Origin of the sequence: Paenarthrobacter sp. 22069 (assembly GCF_052046035.1) — a bacterium.
Lineage (GTDB): Bacteria > Actinomycetota > Actinomycetes > Actinomycetales > Micrococcaceae > Arthrobacter.
The window spans coordinates 77,219-102,572 of sequence record NZ_JBQEQF010000017.1 but is presented as its reverse complement, the minus strand read 5'-3'; the positions used below and the strand labels follow the sequence as shown (position 1 = coordinate 102,572).

Here is a 25,354-nt window from a genome sequence, read left to right as displayed (position 1 = left end):
ATGTCCCCGGGGCTTCCCGGTTGGTGGTTTTCAGCCGCCGAGCAGGGCGTTGATGGGCCCGCGGGCGAAGTACACCAGGAACCCGGCGCTCACCACCCACATCAGCGGATGGATCTTCTTCGCCTTGCCCGATGCCGCCCCGATCACGGCCCAGCTCACAAAGCCGACGCCGATGCCGTTGGCGATCGAGTAGCTCAGCGGCATGGTCACGATGGTGAGGAATGCCGGCAGCGCCACCGTGAACTTGCTGAACTTGATCTCGCGGATCTGCGCCATCATCATCGCGCCAACCACCACCAGGGCGGCGGCAGCGACCTCCAGGGGCACCACGCTGGTGAGCGGGGTGAGGAACATTGAGCCCAGGAACAGCAGGCCCGTCACCACCGAAGCCAGGCCAGTGCGGGCACCTTCGCCAATGCCGGCCGCGGAGTCGATGTAGACCGTATTGGAGGACCCTGAAGTGGCCCCGCCGGCCACGGCGCCGAAGCCTTCAACAATGAAGGCGGACTTCAGCCGCGGGAACGTGCCGTCCTTGTGGGCGACGCCGGCGCTTTTGGCCAGCCCGGTCATGGTGCCCATGGCATCGAAGAAGTTGGTGAACACGAGCGTGAAGACCAGCATGGTGGCCGCGAGTCCGCCGATCCTGCCGAACGAGCCGAACAGGTCGAAGTGGCCCACCAGGCCCAGGTCCGGCGCCGAAACCAACTGGCCGGACGGGACGGGGGTGTTCAGGTGCCAGCCGCCGGGGTTGGTGGTGCTGGCGGGGCCCAGCTTCATGATGGCTTCCACGACGGCGGCCAGCACGGTGGTGCCGACGATGCCGATGAGCAGGCCGCCCTGGACCTTTCGTGCGACCAGGATGCCCATGGCAAGGAGGCCGACGACGAACACGAGCGTGGGCACGGAGGTGATGGAGCCGCCGTCGCCCAGCTGGACGGGAGGCCCGCCGGAGGTGGGCCGGACGAATCCGGAGTCCACGAACCCGATGAAGGCAATGAACAGTCCGATGCCAACGGTGATGGCTGCTTTCAGTTCCTTGGGAACGGCCCGGAAAATGGCGGTCCGGGCCCCGGTGACGCCGAACAGGACGATCAGGATGCCGTTGATCACCACCAGGCCCATGGCCTCGGCCCAGGTGACCTCGTGGATCACCGAGACGGCAAGGAAGGAGTTGATGCCGAGTCCGGCGGCAAGCCCGAACGGCAGGTTGGCGATCAGGCCGAAGAGGATGGTCATGACCCCGGCGGTGAGGCCGGTGACGGCACCCACCTGGGCCGCAGAGAGCCAGCCGCCCGCGACGTCGGTGGGGGCGTTGTCAGCGCTGAACCCGCCAAGGATGAGGGGGTTCAGGATGACGATGTACGCCATGGTGAAGAAGGTGACCAGGCCGCCGCGGAATTCGCGCCCCGGCGTTGAACCGCGGCGGCTGATCTGGAAGAAGCGGTCAAGGAAGGAGTTCGACGCCGGCAGTTTCGAAGCGCGGGGGGCCTGCCGGGTGGTGGGGGTGCTGGGAGCCGGATGCTCCTCGTGGGAATGGTCCAGGATGGTCATCTGAGCCGCCGGGCCTAGTAGTCGATCCTGGATTCGAGGGTGTTCCAGGTATTGAACGGCTCCAGGGGGGCCGGTGCCTGGGGATCGCCCAGTTCCAGCTTGGAGACCGGCATCAGGGAGTCCCTGTCCTGGTTGTCGAAGTACTCGTAGAAGACGGCGTCGTCAAAGCCGACTGAGGCTGCGTCATGGCGGTCCGCGGCGTACACCACCCGGTCGATCCGGGCCCAGAGCGCGGACGCCAGGCACATGGGGCAGGGCTCGCAGCTGGTGTAGAGGGTGGCGCCGCTAAGGTCGAAGGTACCCAGTTCGCGGCAGGCGTTGCGGATCGCGGTGACCTCTGCGTGGGCGGTGGGGTCGTTGTCCGCGGTGACGCGGTTGACGCCGTCGAAGGTTGAGCCGTCCGCGGTGACGATCATGGCGCCGAAGGGCCCGCCGCTGTTGAGGACGTTGGCCGTTGCCAGCCGGATTGATCTGGCCAAATACTGTTCGGCCGTGACGGTGGTACTCATGATGCGACTTCCTTTTGCCGGGAAGCCTGTTGCCGTGCAGGACCAGTAGAACCAGGTGCGAACGGTTACCAGGCTTCAGCATGTGCTGTGAAGGTTAAGTTGCGCCTGGTAGATAGCTTCCCGGGTTCGGGTGCCCGCCTTTGGCAGAATCGAGATTAGCACCGGTTTGTGGGCCACGCCATAGTTTTCTGGAAATTTAATTTCGCAATGTGAAATCGATGTTTCCGTCCGTTCACTGTCCCCGGGTAGCGGCGGCGGTCACAATCCGCGGCATTGACGCGCGCCGCGCCCCTTCCCTAGCCTGATCCCACCCGCACTCCCTTGGGACGGCGGGCCCTGGATCAGCAGACAGGGCTTCACTGAGCTGGCTTCACCGCAACTGCGCTCAGACAAGGACAGCCCGTGATCCATTTCCCTGCACCCACCAACCGGCTCTGGATCAGGAATCCCCTGGCAGCCTTCACCGCCAACAGCCTCGACGCCTCGGGCGGCGTGGTGGTCAACGGCGGGGTCATTGAAGAAGTCCTGGCAGCCGGCCAGCAGCCTTCGGCGCCCGTCCGGGAAACCTTCGACGCCGGCCGGCACGTCCTGCTGCCCGGCCTCATCAACACGCACCACCACTTCTACCAGACCCTCACGCGCGCCTGGGGGCCGGTGGCCAACGCCCCGCTCTTCCCCTGGCTGCAGAACCTGTATCCCGTCTGGGCCCGGCTGACCCCCAAGAACCTTGAACTGGCCGCCACCGTGGCCCTCGCCGAGCTGCTCCTCTCCGGCTGCACCACCGCCGCCGACCACCACTACCTCTTCCCCGCCGGGCTTGAGGATGCGATCGACATCGAGGTGGCGGCGGTCCGCCGGCTGGGCATGCGCGCCACGCTCACCCGCGGCTCCATGACCCTGGGAACGGACGACGGCGGCCTGCCGCCGCAGTCCACCGTCCAGCGTCCCGAAGTGGTCCTGGAGGACAGCGAGCGCCTGGTGGGCCGCTACCACGAGCGCGGGGACGATGCGGTGATCCAGATTGCCCTCGCCCCCTGCTCACCGTTCTCGGTGACCAAGGAGATCATGGCCGAAAGCGCGGCCCTTGCCGAACGCCTGGACGTCCGGCTGCACACCCACCTCGCGGAAACGCTGGACGAGGAGGACTTCTGCCGGGAGATGTTTGGCCTGCGGACGGTGGACTACCTGGACAGCGTCGGCTGGCTGACGGACCGCACCTGGCTGGGGCACGGCATCCACTTCAGCGACGCCGAGATCACCCGCCTCGGGGCCGCGGGGACCGCCGTCGCGCATTGCCCCACGTCCAACATGCGGCTGGCCTCGGGAACCGCGCGTGTCCTGGAGCTGGAGGACGCCGGGGTTCCGGTGGGCCTGGGCGTGGACGGCTCGGCGTCGAACGATGCCTCCAACATGATCCTGGAAGCGCGGCAGGCGCTGTACCTCCAGCGGCTGCGGTACGGCGCCGACGTTCCCGTGGAGCGGGCACTCGGCTGGGCCACCCGCGGCTCGGCCGCCGTCCTGGGCCGGCAGGAACTGGGCCAGCTGGCTCCGGGCATGCAGGCAGACCTGGCACTGTTCACGCTCGATGACCTTCGCTTCTCCGGCAGCCACGATCCCATCGCCGCCCTGCTGCTGTGCGCGGCGGACCGGGCCGACCGGGTGATGGTGGGCGGCCAGTGGCGGGTGGTGGACGGGCACATCCCGGGACTTGACGTCGCGGGGCTCATCGCCGAGCACTCGGCTGCGGCAAGGCGCCTGGTAAACGGCTGACACATGCCGCGCCCGCTGCTACCGTGACCGCATGACACCGTCCAAGACGCCGCCCGAAATCCTTAAAGTCGATGGTGAAGAGGTCCGCATCTCCAGTCCGGACAAGGTGGTGTTCCCGGAACCGGGGCTGACCAAGCTTGACCTGGTGCAGTACTACCTTGCAGTGGCGGACGGGGCCCTGCGGGGTGCGGGCGGCCGGCCGATGGTGCTGAAGCGCTTCCCCAAGGGCATCGATGCGGAGCCGTTCTTCCAGAAACGGGTCCCGGAGAACCATCCTCCCTACATCGACGCCACCACGCTGCACTACGCGTCGGGGACATCTGCGGAGGAAGCCGTGATCAGGGATGCGGCGGGCCTCGCCTGGGTGGTGAACCTGGGCTGCCTGGACCTGAACCCGCATCCGGTCCGTGCCGAGGACCTCGAACACCCGGACGAGCTGCGCGTGGACCTGGATCCCATGCCCGGCGTGGACTGGTCGCAGATCGTGGATGTGGCCTACGTGGCGCAGGAGGTCCTGGCCGACGTGGGGCTGGTGGGATGGCCGAAGACCAGCGGTTCGCGGGGGCTGCACATCCTGGTGCGCATCGCCCCGCAGTGGTCCTACAAGGATGTCCGGCTCGCCGCGGAAACCCTCGCCCGGGAGGTGGAGAACCGCGCGCCGGGGCTGGCCACCGCACGGTGGTGGAAGGAGGAGCGCGGCGAAAGCGTATTCGTGGACTTCAACCAGAACGCCAAGGACCGCACGGTGGCGTCGGCCTACTCGGTGCGGGCCCTGCCCGACGCCCGCGTGTCCACGCCGCTCACGTGGGAGGAGGTCCGGACCGCCCGGCCGGAGCGGTTTACGGTCCCCACTGTGCTGGAGCGTTTCGCGGACATCGGCGACCCGCACCGGGGAATCGACGACGCCGCTGGTTCCCTTGAGGGACTGCTGGCCCTTGCGAAGGAGCTGGGCCCGGCCGAGAAGGCGCCGCGGGGAGCCAACGGTTCGGGCCGCCGACAGTCGACGATGCCGCTGATTGAGGTGGCGCGCACCCGCACCAGGCCGGAGGCTGTGGCGGCATTGGAGGAATGGAAGTCCCGGCATGCCGGGGTCGTCCCCTCCCTGAGCCCAGCCGACGTCCTTATTGACGGGATGCGCGGATCCAGTTCGCTCTGGTACCGGGTGCGGGTGAACCTGCAGCACGTTCCCGAGGCAGAGCGCCCGGCCCAGGAGGAGCTTGTTGCGGACTACGACCCCTGGGCCGGGAAGGAATGGCCGGGCAGGGCCTAGCGTGGACCGCCGGCCGGCCGGACGTCAGGGGCGCTGGCGGCCAAAGACGGGAAGTGCGCGCAGCCAGCGCGAGAACCCGGAGTTGCGCCGCTCGTGCTCGGCGAGGATGTAGAAGTCCGGATCCGTGGCTCCAAAGGGCAGGTACAACTCCTGGCCCGGTGCCGGAAACTCCGCGACCTTGTTCTGTTCCTGGGGGTTCATCTGCTCCTCCTTCTAGCGCAATCTTTTCCGCATTTCGGAAACTGTTTATTGCTATGTGAAAAGAATAGGGCTGGTCCTGCTGCGCGTCAATGACCCTCGGCACCCCACCCTCAAGGACGCCAGTCACAAAATGAATTTTCGGCTTGTGATGTACACCACCGGCAAGCAGGGGTACGCTGGTAGGCAACTCGTGGCGCAGGTCACGTAACCTGGGAGCAGCAGGCAGGGTCGTAATGAGCTGGCATCAATGGATGCCGGCTCTTTTTTGTTGGGTCGGCTCCACCGGAAACGCGCTCGAAACGCGCGCTTAATTTCAGTGATGGAACCTTGGTTCCACTTACCGGAGATTGGGAACAGACCATGAGCAGCAAGATCATTCTCGGCGAAAACCAGTACGGCAAGGCAGAAGTCCGCGTCGTCAAGATCACCAGGGACACCGACCGCCACGAGATCGAGGACCTGAACGTCACCTCGCAGCTGCGGGGCGACTTCGCCGCGGCCCACCTTGAGGGCGACAACGCCCACGTGGTGGCCACCGACACCCAGAAGAACACCATCTACGCCTTCGCCCGTGACGGCATCGGTTCGCCGGAAGCGTTCCTGCTGCGCCTCGGCGAGCACTTTACCTCCAGCTTCGACTGGGTTACCGGCGGCCGCTGGGAAGCTGAGTCCTACGCCTGGAACCGCATCCAGGCACACGGCAGCGAACACGACCACTCGTTCGTCCGCAACGGGCAGGAAGTCCGGACCGCCGTCCTGGTCCGCGACGGCGCCACCAGCCACCTGATCTCGGGACTGAAGGACCTGACCGTCCTGAGGTCCACCCAGTCCGGCTTCGTCGGCTACCCCCGGGACCGCTACACCACGCTGCCCGAGACCACCGACCGGATCCTCGCCACGGACGTTTCGGCCCGCTGGCGCTACAAGACCGGAACCGACTTCAGCAGCCTGGACTTCAACAAGAGCTACGAGGACGTCAAGGACCTCCTGCTCGAAGGCTTCACCGAGAAGTACTCCCATGCCCTGCAGCAGACCCTGTTCGACATGGGCGCCAAGGTCCTCGAGGCCCACAGCGAGATCGACGAGATCAAGTTCTCCATGCCCAACAAGCACCACTTCCTCGTGGACCTCTCCCCGTTCGGCCTGGACAACCCCAACGAGGTCTTCTTCGCTGCCGACCGCCCCTACGGCCTGATCGAGGCCACCGTCCAGCGCGAGGACGCTGCAGCCGCTCCGGCCGCCTGGTCCGGCATCGCCGGCTTCTGCTAAACGCCACCCGGCCAGACGGGCTCAACCACCGCTGGTTGAGCCCGTCGAAACCACTCCCGCACCACCCCACAGCCTTACCTGTTAGCCAGACACCAGTTAGCCAGACGATGACGTCTGCCATGAACCAAGAAAGTCTGCCATGAACACCAAAAAGAAACTGGCTGCCGCAGCCGCCGGTAAAGGGGCCCAGGCCCGCCCTGAGGACCAGCGGCTCTCCATCGGAAGCACCTTCGCCTACGGCTTCCAGCACGTCCTCACCATGTACGGCGGCATCATCGCCCCTCCCCTGATCATCGGCGCCGCCGCCGGCATGAACTCCCAGGACATCGGCCTGCTCATCGCCGCCTGCCTTTTCGTCGGCGGCCTTGCCACCATCCTGCAGACCGTGGGCATCCCCTTCTTCGGCTCGCAGCTGCCGCTGGTGCAGGGCGTGTCCTTCGCAGGGGTCTCCACCATGGTGGCCATCGTCCACGGCGGCGGTGGGATCCAGGCTGTCTTCGGTTCCGTCATCGCTGCCTCGCTGATAGGCCTGCTGATCACGCCGCTGTTCTCGAAGATCATCCGGTTCTTCCCGCCCGTCGTGACCGGCACGGTCATTACCACCATCGGCCTGACGCTGATGCCGGTGGCCGCCAACTGGGCCATGGGCGGCAACAACAAAGCGCCCAACTACGGCAGCGTGGCAAACATTGGACTGGCAGCGGCCACCATGGGCATCGTCCTGCTCCTGAGCAAGGTGGGCAGCGCCGCGATTTCGCGGCTTTCCATCCTGCTGGCCATGGTCCTGGGAACCCTGGTCGCAGTGGTCTTCGGCATGGCGGACTTCTCCAAGGTGGGCCAGGGCGAGATCGTTGCCTTCCCCACCCCCTTCGCCTTCGGGCCACCCACGTTTGAGCTCGCAGCCATCATCTCCATGCTGATCGTCATCCTGGTCACCCTGACCGAGACGTCAGCGGACATCATCGCGGTGGGCGAGATCGTGGGCACCAAGGTGGACTCCAAGCGCATTGGCAACGGCCTGCGGGCGGACATGCTCTCCAGCGCCATCTCCCCGCTCTTCAACTCCTTCACCCAGAGCGCTTTCGCCCAGAACGTGGGCCTGGTGGCCATCACCGGTGTCAAGAGCCGGTTCGTGGTGAGCGCCGGCGGCGTAATCCTGGTGGTGCTCGGCCTGCTGCCCGTCCTGGGCCGCGTGGTCGCAGCGGTACCGACGCCCGTCCTGGGCGGTGCCGGCATCGTTCTCTTTGGCACGGTGGCAGCCAGCGGCATCAGGACCCTTTCCAAGGTGGACTACAAGAACAACATGAACCTGATCGTGGTAGCCGCGTCCATCGGCTTCGGCATGATCCCGATCGCCGCTCCCACCTTCTATGACCAGTTCCCGTCCTGGTTCGGCACCATCTTCCACTCGGGCATCAGCTCCGCCGCCGTCATGGCCATCCTGCTGAACCTGCTGTTCAACCACCTTCGGGCGGGCAATTCGGACAACCAGTCCGTGTTCGTGGCGGGCACTGAGCGGCTGGTCAAGGCGGACGACCTTCGTTGCCTGGCCGAAGGCGACCGCTTCGAAAACGGCAAGCTGATCGACTGCGACGGCAAGGAAGTCCCCGTCCAGGCATCAGATAAGGCGTCAGAGCACTGACTTTCCGCACAAACGACGACGGCGGCCCGCTCCGAAAGGAGGGGGCCGCCGTCGGGCGTGGCTGGCACAGCCTGTCCAGGCCAGGCGCCTCAGGTGTGGTTCAGTTCCCGGGAGATGGCCTCGGCAGCTTCGCGGAGGACCGGGACGGCCTTGTCGGCGAAGTCCTCGTCCACCCGCGACACCGGCCCGGACACCGAAATGGCCGTGGGCGTGGGGGCGTTGGGAACGGCCATGGCGAAGCACCGCACCCCCAGCTCCTGCTCCTCCTCGTCAATGGAGTAGCCCCGCTCGCGGATGAGCTTGAGGTCCGCCAGGAGCTCTTCGACGTCGCCGATGCTCTTGGGCGTAGGGGTGGGCATCCCGGCGCGCGCCACGATGCCGCGGACAGCGTCATCATCGAGCTGGGCCAGGATAGCTTTTCCGACGCCGGTGGCATGGGTGTGGGCGCGGCGGCCCACCTCCGTGAACATGCGCATGGAGTGCAGCGAGGGCACCTGCGCCACGTAGATCACCATGTCCGAGTCCAGTACGGCCATGTTGGAGGTCTCCCCCAGCCTGTCGACAAGGGTCTTCAGCTGCGGCCGCGCCAGTGCACCGAGCTGCTTGTTGGCGCCTTCACCCAGGCGGATGAGCCGCGGACCCAGGGCATAACGCCGGTTGGGCAGCTGCCGGATGTAGCCGAGCGACACCAGAGTGCGGAGCAGTCGGTGGATGGTGGGCAGCGGGAGGTCCGTGGACGAGGAGAGCTCGCTGAGCGTGACGTCGCCGCCGGCATCAGTGATCAGCTCCAGCAGTTCGAAGACGCGCTCCACCGACTGCACCCCGCCAGAGGCTTTTTCTGCCATTCCGTTGTCTCCTATGGCTCGGAATCCGACAACTCTTATCCGCATCGTGAAAAGAGTGCTTAGAACACCCAACATACAGCACCGCGACCCGGGCTGCGATGGCAGTTGACCAGTCACATTGCAAGGGCTTGTATTTCCATAAAGTAGATAATAATATCCATAATACGAAAACATTCGAATCCGCGCAGCAGCCGGACAAGGCCCAACAGGAGGACATTCAATGGCGAACCCCAGCCCCGGAAATTCGATCACCCTGCGCGTGGAAGCACCGTCAAGCTTCAGCGCCACCAGCGAACTTGCCGCAGCCGTCGGAGCAGCCGGCGCAGCGATCACCGCGTTGGACGTCACCGAGTCCCACCACGAGACCCTGGTGGTCGACGTCACCTGCAATACCACCGACGACGCCCACGCAGCCCGCGTCAAGGACGCCCTCAACGCCCTCGACGGCGTCACGGTCCAGCACGTCTCGGACCGCACCTTCCTGATGCACCTCGGTGGAAAGCTCGAGGTGGTCCCCAAGGTCCCGCTGCGCAACCGGGACGACCTCTCGCGCGCCTACACCCCCGGCGTCGCCCGAGTCTGCCTGGCCATCGCCGAAGACCCCGCCGCAGCCCGCAACCTGACCGTCAAACGCAACACCGTTGCCGTGGTCACCGACGGTTCCGCCGTGCTGGGCCTGGGCAACATCGGCCCCGCCGCCGCCCTGCCGGTCATGGAAGGCAAGGCCGCCCTCTTCAAGCAGTTCGCCAACGTGGATGCGTGGCCGGTATGCCTGGATACCCAGGACACGGAGGAAATCATCCGCACCGTCAAGCTCCTGGCCCCCGTCTTCGGCGGCGTGAACCTGGAGGACATCGCCGCGCCCCGCTGTTTCGAGATTGAGGCGCGCCTGCGCGAGGAACTGGACATCCCTGTCTTCCACGACGACCAGCACGGCACCGCCATCGTGACCCTCGCTGCCCTGGTCAACGCCCTGCGCGTGGTGGACAAGAAGATCGCGGACGTGAAGATCGTCGTTTCCGGCGTCGGCGCGGCAGGCTCTGCCATCATCCAGCTGCTCAAGGCCCAGGGCGCCCGGCACATTGTTGCCGCAGGCCGCTCCGGCGCCATCCACAAGGGCGAGAAGTACGACGACGGGCACCGCACCTGGATCGCCGAGAACACCAACCAGGAGGGCTTCTCCGGCAGCCTCCACGAGGCACTGGTCGGCGCCGACGTCTTTATCGGCGTCTCCGCACCGAACATCCTCGGCGAGGAGCACGTCGCCTCCATGGCGAAGGACTCCATCGTGTTCGCCATGGCCAACCCCACCCCCGAGGTGGACCCGGCGATCGCCTCCAAGCATGCCGCGGTCGTGGCCACCGGCCGCAGTGACTTCCCCAACCAGATCAACAACGTCCTGGCCTTCCCCGGCCTCTTCCGCGGGCTCCTGGACGCCGGGGCAAGTGACATCACTCCGGACATGCTGGTGGCTGCCGCAGAGGCAATCGCCAACCGCGTGAATGATAATGAGCTCAATGCGAGCTACATCATCCCCAGCATCTTCGATCCGCACGTAACCGCCAACGTCGCGGCCGCCGTCGAAGCAGCCGCCCACGCTTCAAGCGTTGCAACGGCTGCCGGCCCGGCCGACTCTGACAAGGAACCAGTGCCTGCACTGGCCTCCGCCTGACCGCCCGACTTCCAGCCAAAGGAAAGGACCAGAAATGGCCATCACCGTCACAAATCCCCGGCCGATCGACCGCGCAGAGGAGATCCTCACCCCCAAGGCACTGGCGTTCGTCGAGGAGCTTCACAACCGGTTCGCCGGCACCCGCAACGAGCTCCTGGCGGCCCGCGCCGTCAAACGGCAGCGGGTGGCAGAAACCGGCAAGCTGAACTTCCTGCCGGAGACCAAGGACGTGCGCGACGGCGACTGGAAGATTGCCCCCGCACCGGCGGCTTTGCAGGACCGCCGGGTGGAGATGACCGGCCCCGCCTCGCCGGCGAAGATGGCCATCAACGCCCTGAACTCCGGCGCCAAGGTGTGGCTGGCGGACCTTGAGGACGCCAGCACACCCACCTGGGCCAACGTCATCGACGCAATCCTGAACCTGCGGGACGCCGCCCAGGGCACCCTCAGCTACACCTCGGAGGAAGGCAAGGAGTACCGGCTCCGCACCGACGCCCCGCTCGCCGTCGTCGTGGCCCGCCCCCGTGGCTGGCACATGGAGGAGAAGCACCTGCTGGTCAACGGCGAACCGGCGGTGGGTGCGCTGGTGGACTTCGGGCTCCACTTCTTCCACATCGCCAAACAGCTGGTCCTCAACGGGCAGGGCCCGTACTACTACCTGCCCAAGATGGAAAGCCATCTTGAGGCAAAGCTGTGGAACGACGTGTTCGTCTTCGCGCAGGACTTCCTGGGGCTGCACCAGGGCACCATCCGTGCCACTGTGCTGATCGAGACCATCCCGGCGGCGTTCGAGATGGATGAGATCCTCTACGAACTGCGGGACCACGCCTCGGGCCTGAACGCCGGCCGCTGGGACTACCTCTTCAGCATCATCAAGTACTTCCGCGACGCCGGCGAGGAGTTCGTCCTCCCGGACCGTGCCTCCGTGGTGATGACCGCACCGTTCATGCGCGCCTACACCGAACTCCTGGTCAAGACCTGCCACCGGCGCGGCGCCTTCGCCATGGGCGGCATGGCCGCGGTGATCCCCAACCGCCGCCACCCGGAAGTCACCGAGGCCGCCTTCGAGAAGGTGCGGGCCGACAAGACCCGCGAGGCAAACGACGGCTTCGACGGCTCCTGGGTGGCGCACCCGGACCTGGTACCCACCTGCCGGGAAGTCTTCGACTCCGTGCTTGGCGACAAGCCCAACCAGGTGGACAAGCTGCGCCCGGAGGTTTCGGTCACCGCGGAGCAGCTGCTGGATGTCCAGTCCGCCGGCGGCCAGGTCACCGAGGCCGGCCTGCGCCTGAACCTCTATGTCGCCGTCGCCTACACAGCAGTGTGGCTGTCCGGAAACGGCGCAGTGGCCATCCACAACCTGATGGAGGACGCAGCCACGGCCGAGATCTCCCGTTCGCAGGTGTGGCAGCAGATCAGGAACAAGTCCGTCCTGGCGGATACAGGGAACACGGTGACCCGTGAACTGGTGGAGCGGATCCTCGGCGAGGAGACCGAGCGGCTGCGCACCGAATTCGGTGACGAAGCGTTCCGCCGCTACTACCAGCCGGCCAGCGAACTGATCGCGGACATCTGCCTCTCGGACGACTACACCGACTTCCTCACCACCCCCGCCTACGAGCTGGTGGACTGAGGTGGCCGCACCCAAGCCCTCGCTCTCTGCAGGGGACCACGCGCACATTGACGGGCAGCTCGCTGCCACCGACCGGCTGCTGGAACAGAACTACCCGGGCGACGACGGCTCCCGCCAGCCCGTGCACACGGTGTACGTGCCCGCGGACCGTTTCACGCCGTCGTTCGCTGCCGATTGGGGCGGCCAGGCAACTGCAACGGTGGATTCGCACGGCGGCCTGGAGAACCTGGGCCGGCTCCTGGGGCAGGAGACCGCCCTCGCTGAAGCAGTTGCCGGCCGCGTGGCGGCGAAACTGTCCACTGAGCCCATCGAGGACCTGCGCCTGGACTTCGAGGACGGCTTCGGTGACCGGGGCGACGACGCCGAGGATGCTGCCGCAGTGGCAGCGGCTTCCGCGGTGGCCGCTGCCGTCGCGGCCGGATCCGCTCCGCCGTTCATCGGCATCCGGTTCAAGTGCTTCGAAGCGTCCACCCGTTCCCGCGGCCTGCGGACGCTCGACCTGTTCGTCTCCGGCCTGGCCGCCGCCGGCGAGCTGCCGGAGGGGCTGGTCCTGACCCTGCCCAAGGTCACCACCGTGGCCCAGGTCCAGGCCATGGACTACGCGGTGTCCCGGCTCGAGGAAGTGCACGGCCTGCCCGCAGGCCGGCTGCGTTTTGAGGTGCAGGTGGAAACGCCCCAGCTCATCCTCGGCCCGGAGGGCACCTCGCCGGTGGCGCAGCTGCCGCACGCCGTCCCCGGGCGGATCAGCGGCCTGCACTACGGTACCTACGACTACTCCGCGTCGCTGCAGATCTCCGCCGAGTACCAGTCCATGGAGCACCCGGTGGCGGACTTTGCCAAGGAAGTCATGCAGCTGGCCGTGGCCGGCACGGGCATCCGCCTCTCCGACGGGTCCACCAACATCATTCCGGTGGGCGACAACGTGGAGAACGCCTGGCAGCTGCACGGTCGCCTGGTCCGGCGGTCGCTGGAGCGCGGCTACTACCAGGGCTGGGACCTGCATCCGGCCCAGCTCCCCAGCCGGTTCGCCGCCACCTACGCCTTTTACCGTGAGGGCCTGCCGGCCGCCGCGGCCCGCCTGCGCAACTACGTGGAGCGGACCGAAGGCGGCGTGATGGATGAGCCGGCCACCGCCCGCGCGCTGGCCGCGTTTGTCCTCCGGGGCGTCCAGTGCGGCGCCGTCGGTGCCGAGGAAGTCCAGGCGCTTGCCGGCGTCGGAATTCCGCAGCTCACCGCACTGGCGCACCCGCGGCTGGCCACTACTTCCAACTCCTAAGCAAAGGAACCCTTCCATGGGCAAGTACTACTCCCCCAGCGGCGGACTGCCGCCGCAGACGCACCTCACCACCGAGCGCGCCATCGTCACCGAGGCGTACACAGTGATCCCCAAGGGCGTGATGACGGACATCGTCACGTCCAACCTTCCGGGCTTCAGCAACACCCGCTCGTGGATCATCGCCCGCCCCATCTCGGGTTTTGCCACCACGTTCTCACAGCTGATCGTGGAAATCGGCCCGGGCGGCGGGGCACCGAAGGCGGAATTCGAGGCGGGCGTAGAGGGCGTCGTGTTCGTCACCAAGGGCAAGGTGAACCTCATGCTTGACGGCGAACTGCACCAGCTCGAGGAAGGCGGGTACGCCTACCTCGCCGCCGGTGCGCAGTGGGGACTGGAGAACGTCTCCGACGACGTCGTGTCCTTCCACTGGATCCGCAAGGCCTACGAGCGTCTTGAGGGTTATGAAGCCAAGTCCTTCGTCACCAACGAAAAGGACGTGGAACCCACGTCCATGCCGGACACCAACGACGTCTGGAAGACCACCCGCTTCACGGACTCCAATGACCTGGCCCACGACATGCAGGTGAACATCGTGACGTTCCAGCCGGGCGGCGTGATTCCGTTCCCGGAAACCCACGTGATGGAGCACGGCCTGTACGTCCTGGAGGGCAAGGCCATGTACCTGCTCAACAACGACTGGGTGGAAGTGGAGGCCGGCGACTTTATGTGGCTGCGTGCCTTCTGCCCGCAGGCCTGCTACGCCGGCGGCCCTGGGGAGTTCCGCTACTTGCTCTACAAGGACATGAACCGCCAGGTGAAGCTCACCTAGGAGTTCTCCAGCCTGCCAGGGCAGCAGAGGGGCCGCTACGGACATCCGTAGCGGCCCCTGCTTTTGTTGTGCTGGCAGCCTGGCTCAGGCGCCGGGGTTAAGGACCACCTTGATGCAGCCGTCCTCTTTCTTCTGGAACTTCTCGTACAGCGCCGGCGCCCCGTCCAGGCCGGAGCGGTGGGTGACCAGGTCCATCACACCCAGCGGATCGGCGTCGTCCTCCACCAGCGGAAGGATGGCGTCCGTCCAGCGGCGCACGTTGCACTGGCCCATACGCACCTGAAGCTGCTTGTCGAACATGGTGAGCATCGGCATGGGGCTGGCCTGTCCGCCGTACACGCCGCTCAGCGAGAGCGTTCCGCCCCTGCGCACGGCATCAATGGAGGCATGCAGCGCCGCCAACCGGTCCACGCCGCCGGTCTCCATGGCCTTCTGCGCAAGCTTGTCCGGCAGGAGGCCCAGCGCCTGGTGGGCGAATCCCGCCACCGGGGAGCCGTGCGCTTCCATGCCGACGGCGTCCACCACTGCATCAGGACCGCGGCCGCTTGTCATCTCCCGGAGTTCGTCCCCGATGGTCTTGCTGTAGCCGAGCGTTTCCACCCCATGCCGCGCGGCCATCTCCCGCCGTTCGGGGACGGGGTCGATGCCTATCACCCGGAAGCCGCGGTGCACGCCAATGCGGCTGGCGAACTGGCCCACGGGCCCCAGGCCGAACACGGCGAGGGTGCCGCCTTCGGGGACATCCGCGTACTCCACCGCCTGCCACGCGGTGGGCAGGATGTCCGAGAGGAACAGGTACCTTTCGTCCGGAAGTTCGTTGCCCACCTTCACCGGGCCGTAGTCAGCGTGCGGCACCCGGAGGTACTCGGCCTGGCCGCCCGGAACGGATCCGTACAGTTCGGAGTAGCCAAAGAGCGCAGCGCCGGATCCCTTCTCCTTGACCTGGGTGGTCTCGCACTGGGACTGCAGGCCCTGCTTGCACATGTAGCAGGAGCCGCAGGCGATGTTGAACGGCACCACCACGCGGTCGCCCTTACGGAGGTTGGTGACGCCGCTTCCCACTTCCTCCACGATGCCCATCGGCTCGTGCCCGATGACATCGCCCTTGTGCATGTAAGGCCCCAGGACCTCATAGAGGTGAAGATCGGAGCCGCAAATGGCAGTGGAGGTGATCCGGACGATCGCATCCGTTGGTTCCTGGATGACGGGATCGGGCACTTCTTCAACGCTTACCGACCGTTTTCCTTGCCACGTCAGTGCTTTCACAGTCTCCCTCTCGCTCTGCTTTGCCCACGGGGTCTCCCGGGGCGGGGCAGGGCACCCGCGGGCACCCTTTCTTCGACGCTATCGGTTTTGGCGGAAAAAAGTAAGCATACTGATGAAAAGCTTGTGGCCGCTCCCGACTGCTTCTAGCGTAGGAAGGGCAAAGCAGAAGCCCATGCGAAAGAGGAACGCCATGTCGCTGTACCAGCCGGAACCCGTCGAGATCTCCACCCGCATGCGTCCGGGCGAATGGACGGAGGAGAGCCTGGCGGAATTGGTCACCACCTACCAGGCACGGGTGGCGGAGATGGGCGCACCGGCGGCTGAAGTGGCAACGGACATCGAGCGGAACGACGACGGCTCCGTGAAGGTCGTCGTGTCCTGGACCAAGCCCGCCATCGCAGGGGACGAGGACTCAGTGCCCGGCGGCCAGCCACTCTGACCGGGAGCCGGCCTGAAGGCTAGGAGTTGGTTTCCATGGCAAGCAGCCGGCCAATGGCGCTTGAGCCCAGGTTCTCCAGCAGGTGGCGCGGGCCCTCATAGACCTCCACAGCGCCGGCGTCCCGAAGCTGGGCCGCCTGGATCCCGCCGCAGGTAACCCCAATGGCCGGGATTCCCAGTGCCGCGGCGGCCTTCATGTCCCACACGGCGTCCCCGACGTAGACGGCATTGGAAGCCTCCATGCCGAGCGCCTCCAGGGCCGCCTCAAGGATGTCCGGTGCGGGCTTGCTCTCCTCGGCGTCGTTCGCACTGGTGGCAGCATCGATGAAGGCGTCGGCATCCAGGACGGACCGCATGACCTGGAGGTCCCGCTCCCGCGCCGATGAAGCAAGGGCCACGGCAAGGCCGGCTTCGCGGCATTGGCCCAGCAGGTCCTTTGCGCCGTCGAGGGCGCGGAGGGAGGGCCAGTGCGAGGCGTAGAGCGCGCCGTGGCTGGCCATGATGTCCTGGTCCTCGCCGCGGTCCCGGTCCGGCGGCAGGAGGTTGTCCACCAGCCGCGCTCCGCCCATGCCCACGAGCTGGTGGATTGCCGCCATGGACACGTCGTGGCCGTACTGGCGGAACGCGCCCCACCACGCGATGGTGTGAATGTAGGACGAGTCGATCAGGGTTCCGTCAACGTCAAAGAGGACCCCCCGGCGGGCGTCGCCAGGGGGTGTTGAAGACTCCGGCATCAGCCTACCGCTGCCCGTCGGACTCCCGGCGCCTTCTTGCGCCGGGCAGCTTCTTCCTTGGCGGAGCTGACGGGGCGTACACGGTCGCGGATGATCGTCCCCGCACCGTCCAGGCTCTTGTCCCGGATCAGGCCCGTACCGGCAATCTCGCGGGCCATCGCGACGCCTGCCACGGCAGCCCTCTTGGTGGGGAAGGTTACGGAGATGGCCATCAGGTTTCCGCTCCCGTCCATCATCCGGATGCGGTAACCGCCGTCAGGGGCGTCCACGAGCTCAAAAAATCCGGCCATAACTATCACTCCTCCATCAATCACGGCACTGTGCTTGGGAGCACTCCATGAGGTGTTAGTAAGTATACTTATCTATCCTGCGAAGGAGAAGTTACGGTCCCGTTCCGCGCCGCCTCAGCGCGAATCCGCCCCTGCGGGCGGAATGGGAGTGTCACTGCGCCGAACCGTATCCTGATGAAGCTCCAGGGCGCTAGTCACAAGGGCGAAATGGCTGAAGGCCTGCGGCGTGTTCCCCAGTTGGCGCCCGGCTTTCACGGCCCATTCCTCGCTCAGCAGCCCCACGTCATTGCGCAGTTCCAGCAGCCGTTCGAAGAGCTCGCGCGATTCCTCGTGGCGGCCCGCGCCCAGGAGTGCCTCCACCAGCCAGAACGAACAGGCCAGGAAGACCCCCTCGTCGCCCGGCAGGCCGTCATCACTCTTTTCGGGCCGGTACCGCAGCACGAACCCGTCCTCGGTCAGCTCCCGCTGGATCGCCTCGATGGTCCCCACGACTTTGGGGTCGTCAGGGGGCAGGAATCCCACCCGGGGAATCAACAGCAGGCTGGCATCCAGCTCCGAGCCGCCGTAGGACTGGACGAACGTATTGCGTCCGGCGTCGAAGCCGTTGGCCATGATGTCCTCGCGGATCCGGTCCCGCAGCGCCTCCCAGCGCTCCACCGGACCGGGCATGCCGGACTCCCGCACACCCTTCACCATCCGATCCGCAGCCACCCACGCCATGACCTTGGAGTGCGTGAAGTGCCGGCGCGGCCCCCGCATTTCCCACAGCCCGTTGTCCGGCTGGTCCCAGATGGTTTCGAGGTGCTCCATCAGCGCGATCTGCACGTCCCACGCCTCATCCGTGTGCTTCAGCAGCGAGTTGCGGGTCAGGGCAAGGCAGTCAAGCACTTCGCCCCACACATCCAGCTGGAACTGTTCCGCGGCCGCGTTGCCGATCCGTACCGGCGCTGAATTCTCGTACCCCTTCAGCCATGGCAACTCCATCTCCGGCAGCCGCCGCTCGCCATGGATGCCGTACATGATCTGCAGGTCGGCGGGGTCCCCGGCCACGGCCCGGAGCAGCCAGTCCCGCCATGCCGCGGCTTCCGCCGTGTAGCCGGCGGCCAGCAGCGCCTGCAGGGTCATGGCGGCATCCCGCAGCCAGCAGTAACGGTAGTCCCAGTTCCGCTGGCCTCCGGGCTGCTCGGGAAGGGAGGTAGTGACGGCAGCGACGATGCCGCCGGTGGGCGCGTAGGTCAGGGCCTTCAGCGTAATCAGGGACCGGACCACGGCGTCCTGGTACTTGCCCTTGACTGTGCACTGCGAGGACCAGCCGCGCCAGAACGAACACGTGCTTTCAAGGACTTCTTCCGCTTCCACGCTGACGGGGCGGCCCACATGGCTGGGTGCCCACGTCAGTACGAACGGCACCTTCTCACCGGCGTTGACGGTGAAGTCGCTGACCGTGTGCATGTTCTCGCCGTGCAGGGGCGCCGGCGTCACCAGGTAGACGGCGTCCGGGCCGGCTATGGCGTGGAGCCCGCGTTTGTCCTTGCGCACCCAGGGAACGATGTGCCCGTAGTCGAACCTCATTATCAGCTCACCGTGCATGCGGACACTGCCGCTGATGCCCTCCACGATCCGCACAATGTCCGCGACGGAATCGCGCGGCGGCATGAAGTCGGTGACCCGCACCGTTCCGTCCGGCGTCTCCCATTCGGTATCGAGTACCAGGGTTCCGTCGCGGTAGCCCCGCCGGGTGCAGGCACCTCCGCCCTCGGGCGCAAGCAGCCAGCGTCCGGCGTCCGGGGTGTCCAGCAGCGCGTTGAAGCACGCGGGGGAATCGAATCTGGGAAGGCAGAGCCAGTCGATCGAGCCTTCCTTGCTGACCAGGGCTCCGGTCTGCAGATCCCCGACTACCGCATAATCCTCGATTCGCGCCATGACATTACCCTGCCACACCGAGGCCCCAAGGGGGCGCGATTGGTGCAGGTGTAGCCTGAGGCCAATGGCAATCCACATTGGCACCTCCGGTTGGAGCTACGACCACTGGGAAAACGTCCTGTACCCGCCGGGGCTGCCTGTCCGGGACCGGCTCCAGTGCTACGTGGCCGAGTTCGGCACGGTGGAATTGAATGCGAGTTTCTACCGGTGGCCGCGGGACACCACCTTCGCCGGGTGGAACCGGCGCCTGCCACCCGGCTTCAGCATGTCCGTCAAGGCTCCAAGGGGACTGACGCATGCCCGGAAGCTGTATTCCCCCGAGGTGTGGGTGGAGCGCATCGTGCGGTGCTGGCATGAACTGGGGGACAAGCGGGCTGTGCTCCTGGTCCAGCTTCCGCCGCAGCTGGAGCGCGACGACGCGAGGCTGGACTATTTCCTTGCCGCACTGCCGTCCTGGATCAGGGTTGCCGTCGAGTTCAGGCATCCCACATGGGACTGTCCCGAGGTGTTCGGGCTGCTGGAGCGGCACAACGCTGCGTACTGCATCATGAGCGGCGCCAATCTGCCCTGCATCCTGCGCACCACGGCGCCCTTCACCTACATCCGGCTGCACGGCCCCGACCAGCAGCACCTGTACGGTGGCTCCTACTCGGATGCGGACCTCCACTGGTGGGCGGACCGGATCCGCGAGTGGGAGGGTGCGGGCTTGGACGTGTACGCCTACTTCAACAACGACGGCGGCGGAAACGCGGTGCGGAACGCCCGGACCCTGCGCGCGATACTCGGCCGCGGCTGATGCAGCAGGCCGCCCTGTGGCAGAGTGGTGGCATGGACACGGCTCCGCAGAACCCAGCCCAGGACATGGCCCGCCCGCCGCGGCAAAACACCAAGGGCCACTACGCGTTGTCGGGAAGCCAGTTCTTCCGGCTGGCACACCGGCTCTCCGACGCGGTCAACGACGTCCGGATCCAGCTGGCCAGGCGCTGGAAATTCGTGCCGCAGACCATTGCCTACCAGGGCTACGGATCAACCACCCGGGTGCGCGTGCTGGGGCGCGTATTGCTGACGCAGAAGCCCCTTCCCGGAAGCAAAGCCGAACACGAAGCGAAGAACGGCAACCAGAACATCCGCGGCTGGCGGGCGTTCACAGGCGTGCCGCTGCAGTTCACCGACGTCGAAATCGCCATCGGCGACGCAGTCACCCACGTCACGGCGGACCGGGGCGGGCTGATCGACACCGAGGTGGACGTGCAGCTCTCCCCCGGCTGGCACACCGCAGTCCTGCGCGCGGAGGGAACCGAACCGGCGGAGGCGCTGATCCACGTGATCGCCCCCGGCGTGCAGTTCGGCATCGTATCCGACATCGACGACACCGTCATGGTGACCGCCCTGCCCAGGCCCTTCCTGGCGCTGTGGAACACCTTCGTGCTCAGCGAGCGGGCGCGCATGGCCACACCGGGCATGGCCGTGCTGCTGGACCGGCTGACCATCGAGCACCCGGAGGCCCCGGTCGTCTACCTGTCCACCGGCCCCTGGAACGCCGCCCCCACCCTGGGCCGGTTCCTGAACCGCAACATGTACCCCAAGGGCACGCTGCTGTTGACTGACTGGGGCCTGACCCAGGACCGCTGGTTCCGGAGCGGACAGGACCACAAGCGCCGCAACCTGGAGCGGCTGGCCCAGGAATTCCCGGACATGCGGTGGCTCCTGATCGGCGACAACGGCCAGCATGACGAAGCCATCTACTCCGCATTCGCCACCGAACACCCGGACAAGGTTGCGGCGATCGCCATCCGGCAGCTGTCGGTGAGCGAGTCGGTCTTCGCCGGCGGCCACTCCGAGGACGGCGACCACACAACGTCCCGGGTACCGTGGATCTACTCTCCCGACGGCGCCGGCATTGCAAAGCAACTGGCCATGCTGGACCTGCTTCGGGGCTGACCCACCCCCTCCGTTACTGGGCTCCGGCACCCAGGGAGGCGCCGTCGTCGGGCGCTTCACTGCCCACTGCTTCTTCATCCAGTTCGTCTTGACCGTCCACCAGGTCCGGAACCAAGGCCTGCGCGATGACGGCCCCTGCCGCCGCGGCCAGGTCGCGTTCCTCGACGAGCTCCTGGAACCAGAAGAACGACGCCTTTGGCGTCCGCTCCAGCGTTTCGAAGTCCACGTGCAGGAGGCCGAACGGCTGGTTGTAGCCGGCGGACCACTCGAAGTTGTCCAGGAAGGACCACACGTAGTAGCCGCGCAGGTCCATGGACTCCGCAACACCGCCCGGAGCCGTGGCGCGAAGGGCAGTTTCGAGGTGGTCGGAGATGTACTTGAGCCGGCGCTCGTCCGGGATGAACCGGGTGTTGGTGGACTTGTCCCGGACGATGATGTCCTCGAAGCTCGCCCCGCCCTCGGTAATGATCACCGGCGGCAGGTTGGGGTACCGGTCTGCCATCTCCTTCAGGGCCACCGCCATGTACTCCGGCTTAACGGGCCAGCCGTACGCCGTGATATCCGCTTCCGGCCAGGTTTCAACGTGGAACGGCGTTGTGCCGCTGCCCGTTGCACTGAGGTCGCTGCCCATGGCCTCCGCCATGCTTGAGGGCACGGTACCGCCACCGGGACCCGCCGCCACCTTGGTGGGCATGTAGTAGTTGAGCCCATAGAAATCCAGTGGCTGGGAAATGATCTCCATGTCCTCTTCAGGGTGCTCAAAGGAGCTGAAGAACTTGGCTGCCCGGATCAGGTCAGGGTACTTGCCCGTGAGCACCGGGTCCGCGTACAGCCGGTTCTGGCCCAGGTCCATGAGCCCGGCACTGATCTTGTCCAGCGGGTTGATCGAGTTCGGGACCATGGGCGAGTAGACGTTGGTCATCCCGATCTCGCCCGGCACTTTCGCCGCCCTTAGGGCCTGGACGGCCAGCCCATGCCCCAGCAACTGGTGGTGGACGGTGGGGAAGGCGCCGAGGGCCAGCTCCTTGCCGGGCGAGTGCAGCCCAAATGCGTAGCCGTTGGCGCTGACGGTGGCCGGTTCATTGATGGTGACCCAGCGGGCCACCCGGTCCCCGAAGGCCTCCGCCACAATTGCGGCGTACTCGCCCAGGCGGTAGGCCGTGTCGCGGTTCATCCAGCCGCCCGCTTCATCCAGTTCCAGGGGGGTATCCCAGTGGTAGATGGTGGCCATCGGCGCGATCCCGCTGCCCAGGAGCTCATCCAGGAGCCGGTCGTAGAACGCCAGCCCGGCGCGGTTCACCGGGCCTGTGCCACCGGGCTGGATCCGGGGCCAGGAGAAGGAGAACCGGTAGGAGTCGATGCCGAGCTGCTTCAGGAGGGCGACGTCCTGCGGCATCCGGTGGTAATGGTCCGTGGCCACCACCGGGCTGTGGCCTTCCACGATGGCGCCGGGCCGGGCGGCGAACCTGTCCCAGCCCGCAGGTCCGCGGCCGTCCTCGTCCAGCGCCCCTTCGATCTGGAATGCCGCGGTTGCGACACCAAGCGTGAACCCCGCAGGGATGAGCGCTGCGAGGTCCTTGGCGGAGATGTGCATGTGGTCCAGCCTTTTGGTCACGGTGGTCAGGGTAAGTCCCACAATGTCACAGCGGGGGGCGCCTGACGAGCAACACCCTGCACCCGGCACCGGCAGCTACTGCGAACCGAACAGGAACTCCTTGGCGTGCGCCACTGCCTTGCGGAAGGCGTCATTGCGGAGGGTCACCAGGTGCTCCGTGTCGCCGTCGCTGGGCTCAAGGTAGCCTGTGTAGCCCGGCCGCAGCACCCAGATATCCCCTGCCGGCGGGAGGTAGAACACACCGAAGGAACGCTGCTGCCGCTCGTCTGCCGTCCACACCGGGACCACCGCCAGGGCTGCCCCGGTGGAAGGATTGATCCACTGCGCCCGCGGCAGCGGCTGTTCATGCGCCTCCGGATCCAGGAAGGGCGCGGTGCCGGCACCCCACCGCTGCTCAAAGCGCTCATGGAATGCAGGGATCAGGTGTGAGTCATAACGCCGCCACTCGCTCATGCAGTTTTCCGCCTCCTTGGCTGAATTGCCCCACGCCCTTGTCAGGACCAGGGCCCGCTTTCCCATCGCACCGGGGTGACACGGATGGTGTGCCCGGAAGGTCCGCCGGTGCCGCGGACTTTCCGGACGGGAATGATGGTGGGCTCCGCTGCGGCCAGTTTCCGGTCGTACTCGTCGCGGCGCCCTGGATCGCGCAGCACGTTGAACGCCTGCATGATCCGCAGAAGCACGTCCTCCTGCACGGGAGGTCCCACGGCGTCCTTGTCCCTGGTTGGCTGCCCGCTGTCCATATCCGGATGGTGGCTGCGCATGAGGGCACGGTACGCATGGGAGATTTCCTGCCGGGTGGCATCCCGGCCTACGCCGAGGATGGCGTAGTAATCAGGGACCTCAGTCATCCCAGCCTCCTGTTCCGCCGGCGCCCCACCGGGTGGGCGGGGCACCGGCGGGAAAACCCTGCCCCTAGGTGCTGATCTCCTGCTTCCCGTGCTGCTGGGTCTCGATCTCGATCTTCCGCGGCTTGGCCTGCTCAGCAACCGGGATCCGCAGGGTGAGGACACCTTGGTCGTAGGTGGCCTTGATCTTCTCAGTGTCCAGGGTGTCGCCCAGGATGAGCTGCCGGCTGAATACGCCGCGGGGACGCTCCGAAGCCACGAGCTCCACGTTGGGCTGCGTGGGGTCCTGGCGCTCGGCCCGCACGGTCAGGACGTTCTTTTCGACGTTCAGGTCCAGGGAGTCCACCTTCACGCCGGGAAGGTCGAACGCCACCACGAATTCGCCGTCTTCCTGCCAGGCGTCCATTGGCATGGCCGCCGGGCGTGCAGCAGTTCCAAAGATTTGCTGCGTGAGCCGGTCCAGCTCACGGAACGGGTCAGTACGCATCAACATCATTTCCCACTCCTTCGGCTTCCAAGTGTTGATCTGCGCCTATCCAGCAACCCTTAATCTATGGTGATGGATATAGATTTTTTATAGCACTCGTGGGAAACTGAAGCAAGACAGCCGGCACGTGGTTTTGGGAGGGCATATGGCAGGTCCGGACGCAGGAAAGGCCGCCCGTTCCCCCGGTCCGCGGGCGCTGTATGCCATCTCGGTGGCGGCCGAGCTGACCGGGACCGGCCAGCAAAACATCCGGTTATATGAAACCAAAGGCCTGCTGACGCCATCGCGGACGGCGGGCGGAACACGCCAGTACAGCGACGATGACATCGCCGTGCTGCTGCGCATCGGCCAACTCCTCGAGGAGGGACTGAACCTGGCGGGCGTTGCCAAGGTCCTGGAGCTGGAGGCGGCGAACGTGAAACTCCACCGTGCCCTCAAGCGGGCCAGGTCGCGCCAGCAGTAAGCCGGCCCTGTTCGCCGGTGCCCCTCGCAGGTATCCCTAGCCGGCGGCTACTCGCGGGGCAGTTCGGACTTCGACAGCTCTCCTGTCACCGGCTCCCCGGGGATCCTCGCCGTCCGCCAGGTATCAAGTGCTATGACCGCGCCCAGGATGAGCAGCGACAGCGAGAATGATGCGAGCGTATCCGTGGGCCAGTGGTAGCCCAGGTAGAGGCGGCTGATGATGGCCAGGAAGATGCCGATGCCGGCCCCGATGAATCCAAGCACTGCTGCCCGCCGGTTCCGGCGCCGGGAGAAGATGAGGTAGGCGCCTACCAACAGGAAGTCGCAGGCGCCCAGGACGTGTCCGGACGGGTATGAGAATGTCTGGTCCGCTCCGAACAGCATCTGGTCCACGGGCGGCCGGGGGCGCTGGACGATGTGGAGGATGATTTGCGAAACGATCACTCCGGTCAGCATGGCGGAGGCAAGTAGGATGGGCCGCCATGCGTGCTTGGCGGCGAATCCCCAGACAAGGATCACCACCAGCACGATGATGGGCAGCGCGATAGGGCCAAAGAACACCGCCAGGAAGATCATGATGGCAGTCACGGCGCCTGACCGCGTGGTCAGCAGCCAGTCGTGCACGGGGCCGTCGGCAGCGGAAAGTCCGCCCGACTGCACCACGCTTACCAAGGTGGCAATGAAGATGGCCAGCCCCACCACGGCCAGGATGACGGATGCACGGTAGAGGCGCCGCCGGTCGGCAGGGTCCACATACCGTTCCTCGACCACGAACTTCTCATGGAAGGTCTGCCACCTGCCGGCATTTTTTCCCGTGACTGCGGACCCTGCTGATTTCTGTGCCAATGTGCTGCCCGTCCCTACGCCGCGGTGAACGCGTGCC

At 66.3% G+C, this 25,354-nt stretch carries 25 protein-coding genes; 12 read left to right on the top strand and 13 right to left on the bottom strand.

Translation table 11 applies throughout. The features are described 5' to 3' along the window. Nucleotides 1-30 precede the first annotated feature (30 nt). Together ACTJK0_RS15065 and ACTJK0_RS15060 are read right to left on the bottom strand one after the other, a co-directional pair. The gene (locus ACTJK0_RS15065; RefSeq protein WP_440745724.1) at nucleotides 31-1,551 is read right to left on the bottom strand and encodes an NCS2 family permease; all 1,521 of its coding nucleotides are present in this window, start codon (nucleotides 1,549-1,551) and stop codon (nucleotides 31-33) included. A gap of 14 nt (nucleotides 1,552-1,565) precedes the next feature. Then, complete coding sequence (locus ACTJK0_RS15060) at nucleotides 1,566-2,060, bottom strand: nucleoside deaminase (protein ID WP_110541746.1); 495 nt, start codon at nucleotides 2,058-2,060, stop codon at nucleotides 1,566-1,568. A gap of 402 nt (nucleotides 2,061-2,462) precedes the next feature. Here ACTJK0_RS15060 and ACTJK0_RS15055 point away from each other — a divergent pair, with 402 nt between their 5' ends. Further along, entirely contained in the window at nucleotides 2,463-3,830 is a 1,368-nt protein-coding gene (locus ACTJK0_RS15055; protein ID WP_440745723.1) for an 8-oxoguanine deaminase, read from the top strand. A gap of 31 nt (nucleotides 3,831-3,861) precedes the next feature. Beyond that, nucleotides 3,862-5,100, top strand: coding sequence for a non-homologous end-joining DNA ligase (gene ligD, locus ACTJK0_RS15050; protein WP_440745722.1), 1,239 nt, complete (start codon nucleotides 3,862-3,864; stop codon nucleotides 5,098-5,100). Nucleotides 5,101-5,124: 24 nt separating this feature from the next. Here ligD and ACTJK0_RS15045 read toward each other — a convergent pair whose 3' ends face one another. Beyond that, nucleotides 5,125-5,301, bottom strand: coding sequence for a hypothetical protein (locus ACTJK0_RS15045; RefSeq protein WP_440745721.1), 177 nt, complete (start codon nucleotides 5,299-5,301; stop codon nucleotides 5,125-5,127). Nucleotides 5,302-5,661: 360 nt separating this feature from the next. On the opposite strand from ACTJK0_RS15045, the gene pucL reads away from it, so the two are divergent. Beyond that, complete coding sequence (gene pucL / locus ACTJK0_RS15040; RefSeq protein WP_440745720.1) at nucleotides 5,662-6,570, top strand: factor-independent urate hydroxylase; 909 nt, start codon at nucleotides 5,662-5,664, stop codon at nucleotides 6,568-6,570. 139 nt (nucleotides 6,571-6,709) lie between these two features. Beyond that, a complete protein-coding gene (locus tag ACTJK0_RS15035; protein ID WP_440745719.1) occupies nucleotides 6,710-8,212 on the top strand; it encodes a nucleobase:cation symporter-2 family protein in 1,503 nt (500 codons plus the stop codon). Between the two features lie 89 nt (nucleotides 8,213-8,301). Here the strand turns inward: ACTJK0_RS15035 and ACTJK0_RS15030 are convergent, their stop codons facing one another. After that, nucleotides 8,302-9,057 (bottom strand): IclR family transcriptional regulator, encoded by a 756-nt coding sequence (locus ACTJK0_RS15030; protein ID WP_110541751.1) that lies wholly within the window; start codon nucleotides 9,055-9,057, stop codon nucleotides 8,302-8,304. A gap of 220 nt (nucleotides 9,058-9,277) precedes the next feature. Between ACTJK0_RS15030 and ACTJK0_RS15025 the strand changes: the two genes are divergently transcribed. Genes ACTJK0_RS15025 through ACTJK0_RS15010 form a run of 4 tightly spaced genes read left to right on the top strand, consistent with a single transcriptional unit; the run spans nucleotide 9,278 to nucleotide 14,467 of the window. Continuing rightward, nucleotides 9,278-10,729 carry an NAD-dependent malic enzyme gene (locus ACTJK0_RS15025; protein ID WP_110541752.1) on the top strand — a complete coding sequence of 484 codons (1,452 nt, stop codon included), beginning with the start codon at nucleotides 9,278-9,280 and terminating at the stop codon, nucleotides 10,727-10,729. 34 nt (nucleotides 10,730-10,763) lie between these two features. Next, nucleotides 10,764-12,362 carry a malate synthase A gene (gene aceB / locus ACTJK0_RS15020; protein ID WP_440745718.1) on the top strand — a complete coding sequence of 533 codons (1,599 nt, stop codon included), beginning with the start codon at nucleotides 10,764-10,766 and terminating at the stop codon, nucleotides 12,360-12,362. A gap of 1 nt (nucleotide 12,363) precedes the next feature. After that, entirely contained in the window at nucleotides 12,364-13,638 is a 1,275-nt protein-coding gene (locus ACTJK0_RS15015; protein ID WP_440745717.1) for a DUF6986 family protein, read from the top strand. 16 nt (nucleotides 13,639-13,654) lie between these two features. After that, nucleotides 13,655-14,467: a bifunctional allantoicase/(S)-ureidoglycine aminohydrolase gene (locus tag ACTJK0_RS15010; RefSeq protein ID WP_110541755.1), complete on the top strand. Its 813-nt coding sequence runs from the start codon at nucleotides 13,655-13,657 to the stop codon at nucleotides 14,465-14,467. Nucleotides 14,468-14,551: 84 nt separating this feature from the next. Here the strand turns inward: ACTJK0_RS15010 and ACTJK0_RS15005 are convergent, their stop codons facing one another. Beyond that, nucleotides 14,552-15,733: a zinc-dependent alcohol dehydrogenase gene (locus tag ACTJK0_RS15005; protein ID WP_440745716.1), complete on the bottom strand. Its 1,182-nt coding sequence runs from the start codon at nucleotides 15,731-15,733 to the stop codon at nucleotides 14,552-14,554. 172 nt (nucleotides 15,734-15,905) lie between these two features. Here ACTJK0_RS15005 and ACTJK0_RS15000 point away from each other — a divergent pair, with 172 nt between their 5' ends. Further along, nucleotides 15,906-16,172: a hypothetical protein gene (locus tag ACTJK0_RS15000; protein WP_440745715.1), complete on the top strand. Its 267-nt coding sequence runs from the start codon at nucleotides 15,906-15,908 to the stop codon at nucleotides 16,170-16,172. Nucleotides 16,173-16,191: 19 nt separating this feature from the next. On the opposite strand, the gene ACTJK0_RS14995 is transcribed toward ACTJK0_RS15000, so the two are convergent. The 3 genes from ACTJK0_RS14995 to ACTJK0_RS14985 form a co-directional block, all read right to left on the bottom strand. Then, the gene (locus tag ACTJK0_RS14995) at nucleotides 16,192-16,905 is read right to left on the bottom strand and encodes an HAD family hydrolase (RefSeq protein ID WP_110541757.1); all 714 of its coding nucleotides are present in this window, start codon (nucleotides 16,903-16,905) and stop codon (nucleotides 16,192-16,194) included. Continuing rightward, nucleotides 16,905-17,195 carry a hypothetical protein gene (locus ACTJK0_RS14990; RefSeq protein ID WP_440745714.1) on the bottom strand — a complete coding sequence of 97 codons (291 nt, stop codon included), beginning with the start codon at nucleotides 17,193-17,195 and terminating at the stop codon, nucleotides 16,905-16,907. The genes ACTJK0_RS14995 and ACTJK0_RS14990 overlap by 1 nt, the downstream gene beginning before the upstream one ends. 114 nt (nucleotides 17,196-17,309) lie before the next feature. Then, the gene (locus tag ACTJK0_RS14985; RefSeq protein ID WP_110541759.1) at nucleotides 17,310-19,118 is read right to left on the bottom strand and encodes a glycoside hydrolase family 15 protein; all 1,809 of its coding nucleotides are present in this window, start codon (nucleotides 19,116-19,118) and stop codon (nucleotides 17,310-17,312) included. A 64-nt stretch (nucleotides 19,119-19,182) separates the two neighbouring features. Between ACTJK0_RS14985 and ACTJK0_RS14980 the strand changes: the two genes are divergently transcribed. Next, the gene (locus ACTJK0_RS14980) at nucleotides 19,183-19,914 is read left to right on the top strand and encodes a DUF72 domain-containing protein (RefSeq protein WP_110541760.1); all 732 of its coding nucleotides are present in this window, start codon (nucleotides 19,183-19,185) and stop codon (nucleotides 19,912-19,914) included. 32 nt (nucleotides 19,915-19,946) lie between these two features. Further along, on the top strand, nucleotides 19,947-21,059 hold the full coding sequence (locus ACTJK0_RS14975; RefSeq protein WP_440745713.1) for an App1 family protein: 1,113 nt from the start codon (nucleotides 19,947-19,949) through the stop codon (nucleotides 21,057-21,059). A 13-nt stretch (nucleotides 21,060-21,072) separates the two neighbouring features. Here the strand turns inward: ACTJK0_RS14975 and ACTJK0_RS14970 are convergent, their stop codons facing one another. The 4 genes from ACTJK0_RS14970 to ACTJK0_RS14955 form a co-directional block, all read right to left on the bottom strand. After that, on the bottom strand, nucleotides 21,073-22,653 hold the full coding sequence (locus ACTJK0_RS14970) for a family 1 glycosylhydrolase (protein ID WP_110542136.1): 1,581 nt from the start codon (nucleotides 22,651-22,653) through the stop codon (nucleotides 21,073-21,075). Nucleotides 22,654-22,749: 96 nt separating this feature from the next. Further along, on the bottom strand, nucleotides 22,750-23,127 hold the full coding sequence (locus tag ACTJK0_RS14965) for a hypothetical protein (protein ID WP_110542137.1): 378 nt from the start codon (nucleotides 23,125-23,127) through the stop codon (nucleotides 22,750-22,752). A 41-nt stretch (nucleotides 23,128-23,168) separates the two neighbouring features. Next, nucleotides 23,169-23,525, bottom strand: a complete 357-nt coding sequence (locus ACTJK0_RS14960; RefSeq protein WP_110541762.1) for a J domain-containing protein — start codon at nucleotides 23,523-23,525, stop codon at nucleotides 23,169-23,171. Between the two features lie 64 nt (nucleotides 23,526-23,589). Then, nucleotides 23,590-24,015 carry an Hsp20/alpha crystallin family protein gene (locus ACTJK0_RS14955; protein WP_110542138.1) on the bottom strand — a complete coding sequence of 142 codons (426 nt, stop codon included), beginning with the start codon at nucleotides 24,013-24,015 and terminating at the stop codon, nucleotides 23,590-23,592. A gap of 139 nt (nucleotides 24,016-24,154) precedes the next feature. Here ACTJK0_RS14955 and ACTJK0_RS14950 point away from each other — a divergent pair, with 139 nt between their 5' ends. Further along, nucleotides 24,155-24,472, top strand: a complete 318-nt coding sequence (locus ACTJK0_RS14950) for a MerR family transcriptional regulator (RefSeq protein ID WP_110541763.1) — start codon at nucleotides 24,155-24,157, stop codon at nucleotides 24,470-24,472. A 47-nt stretch (nucleotides 24,473-24,519) separates the two neighbouring features. Here ACTJK0_RS14950 and ACTJK0_RS14945 read toward each other — a convergent pair whose 3' ends face one another. Beyond that, nucleotides 24,520-25,317: a phosphatase PAP2 family protein gene (locus ACTJK0_RS14945; protein ID WP_110541764.1), complete on the bottom strand. Its 798-nt coding sequence runs from the start codon at nucleotides 25,315-25,317 to the stop codon at nucleotides 24,520-24,522. Between the last annotated feature and the right edge of the window lie 37 nt (nucleotides 25,318-25,354).

Coding starts and splice junctions, on each gene's coding strand:
- ACTJK0_RS14995 (WP_110541757.1), bottom strand. CDS start 16,905: ATGCCGGAGTCTTCAACACCCCCTGGCGACGCCCGCCGGGGGGTCCTC.
- ACTJK0_RS14980 (WP_110541760.1), top strand. CDS start 19,183: ATGGCAATCCACATTGGCACCTCCGGTTGGAGCTACGACCACTGGGAA.
- ACTJK0_RS14990 (WP_440745714.1), bottom strand. CDS start 17,195: ATGGCCGGATTTTTTGAGCTCGTGGACGCCCCTGACGGCGGTTACCGC.
- ACTJK0_RS14950 (WP_110541763.1), top strand. CDS start 24,155: ATGGCAGGTCCGGACGCAGGAAAGGCCGCCCGTTCCCCCGGTCCGCGG.
- ACTJK0_RS15030 (WP_110541751.1), bottom strand. CDS start 9,057: ATGGCAGAAAAAGCCTCTGGCGGGGTGCAGTCGGTGGAGCGCGTCTTC.
- ACTJK0_RS14955 (WP_110542138.1), bottom strand. CDS start 24,015: ATGTTGATGCGTACTGACCCGTTCCGTGAGCTGGACCGGCTCACGCAG.
- ACTJK0_RS14960 (WP_110541762.1), bottom strand. CDS start 23,525: ATGACTGAGGTCCCTGATTACTACGCCATCCTCGGCGTAGGCCGGGAT.
- ACTJK0_RS15045 (WP_440745721.1), bottom strand. CDS start 5,301: ATGAACCCCCAGGAACAGAACAAGGTCGCGGAGTTTCCGGCACCGGGC.
- ACTJK0_RS14985 (WP_110541759.1), bottom strand. CDS start 19,118: ATGGCGCGAATCGAGGATTATGCGGTAGTCGGGGATCTGCAGACCGGA.
- ACTJK0_RS15060 (WP_110541746.1), bottom strand. CDS start 2,060: ATGAGTACCACCGTCACGGCCGAACAGTATTTGGCCAGATCAATCCGG.
- ACTJK0_RS15035 (WP_440745719.1), top strand. CDS start 6,710: ATGAACACCAAAAAGAAACTGGCTGCCGCAGCCGCCGGTAAAGGGGCC.
- ACTJK0_RS14970 (WP_110542136.1), bottom strand. CDS start 22,653: ATGCACATCTCCGCCAAGGACCTCGCAGCGCTCATCCCTGCGGGGTTC.
- ACTJK0_RS15010 (WP_110541755.1), top strand. CDS start 13,655: ATGGGCAAGTACTACTCCCCCAGCGGCGGACTGCCGCCGCAGACGCAC.
- ACTJK0_RS14965 (WP_110542137.1), bottom strand. CDS start 23,127: ATGAGCGAGTGGCGGCGTTATGACTCACACCTGATCCCTGCATTCCAT.
- ACTJK0_RS15065 (WP_440745724.1), bottom strand. CDS start 1,551: ATGACCATCCTGGACCATTCCCACGAGGAGCATCCGGCTCCCAGCACC.
- ACTJK0_RS15000 (WP_440745715.1), top strand. CDS start 15,906: ATGCGAAAGAGGAACGCCATGTCGCTGTACCAGCCGGAACCCGTCGAG.
- aceB (WP_440745718.1), top strand. CDS start 10,764: ATGGCCATCACCGTCACAAATCCCCGGCCGATCGACCGCGCAGAGGAG.
- ACTJK0_RS14975 (WP_440745713.1), top strand. CDS start 19,947: ATGGACACGGCTCCGCAGAACCCAGCCCAGGACATGGCCCGCCCGCCG.
- ligD (WP_440745722.1), top strand. CDS start 3,862: ATGACACCGTCCAAGACGCCGCCCGAAATCCTTAAAGTCGATGGTGAA.
- pucL (WP_440745720.1), top strand. CDS start 5,662: ATGAGCAGCAAGATCATTCTCGGCGAAAACCAGTACGGCAAGGCAGAA.
- ACTJK0_RS15025 (WP_110541752.1), top strand. CDS start 9,278: ATGGCGAACCCCAGCCCCGGAAATTCGATCACCCTGCGCGTGGAAGCA.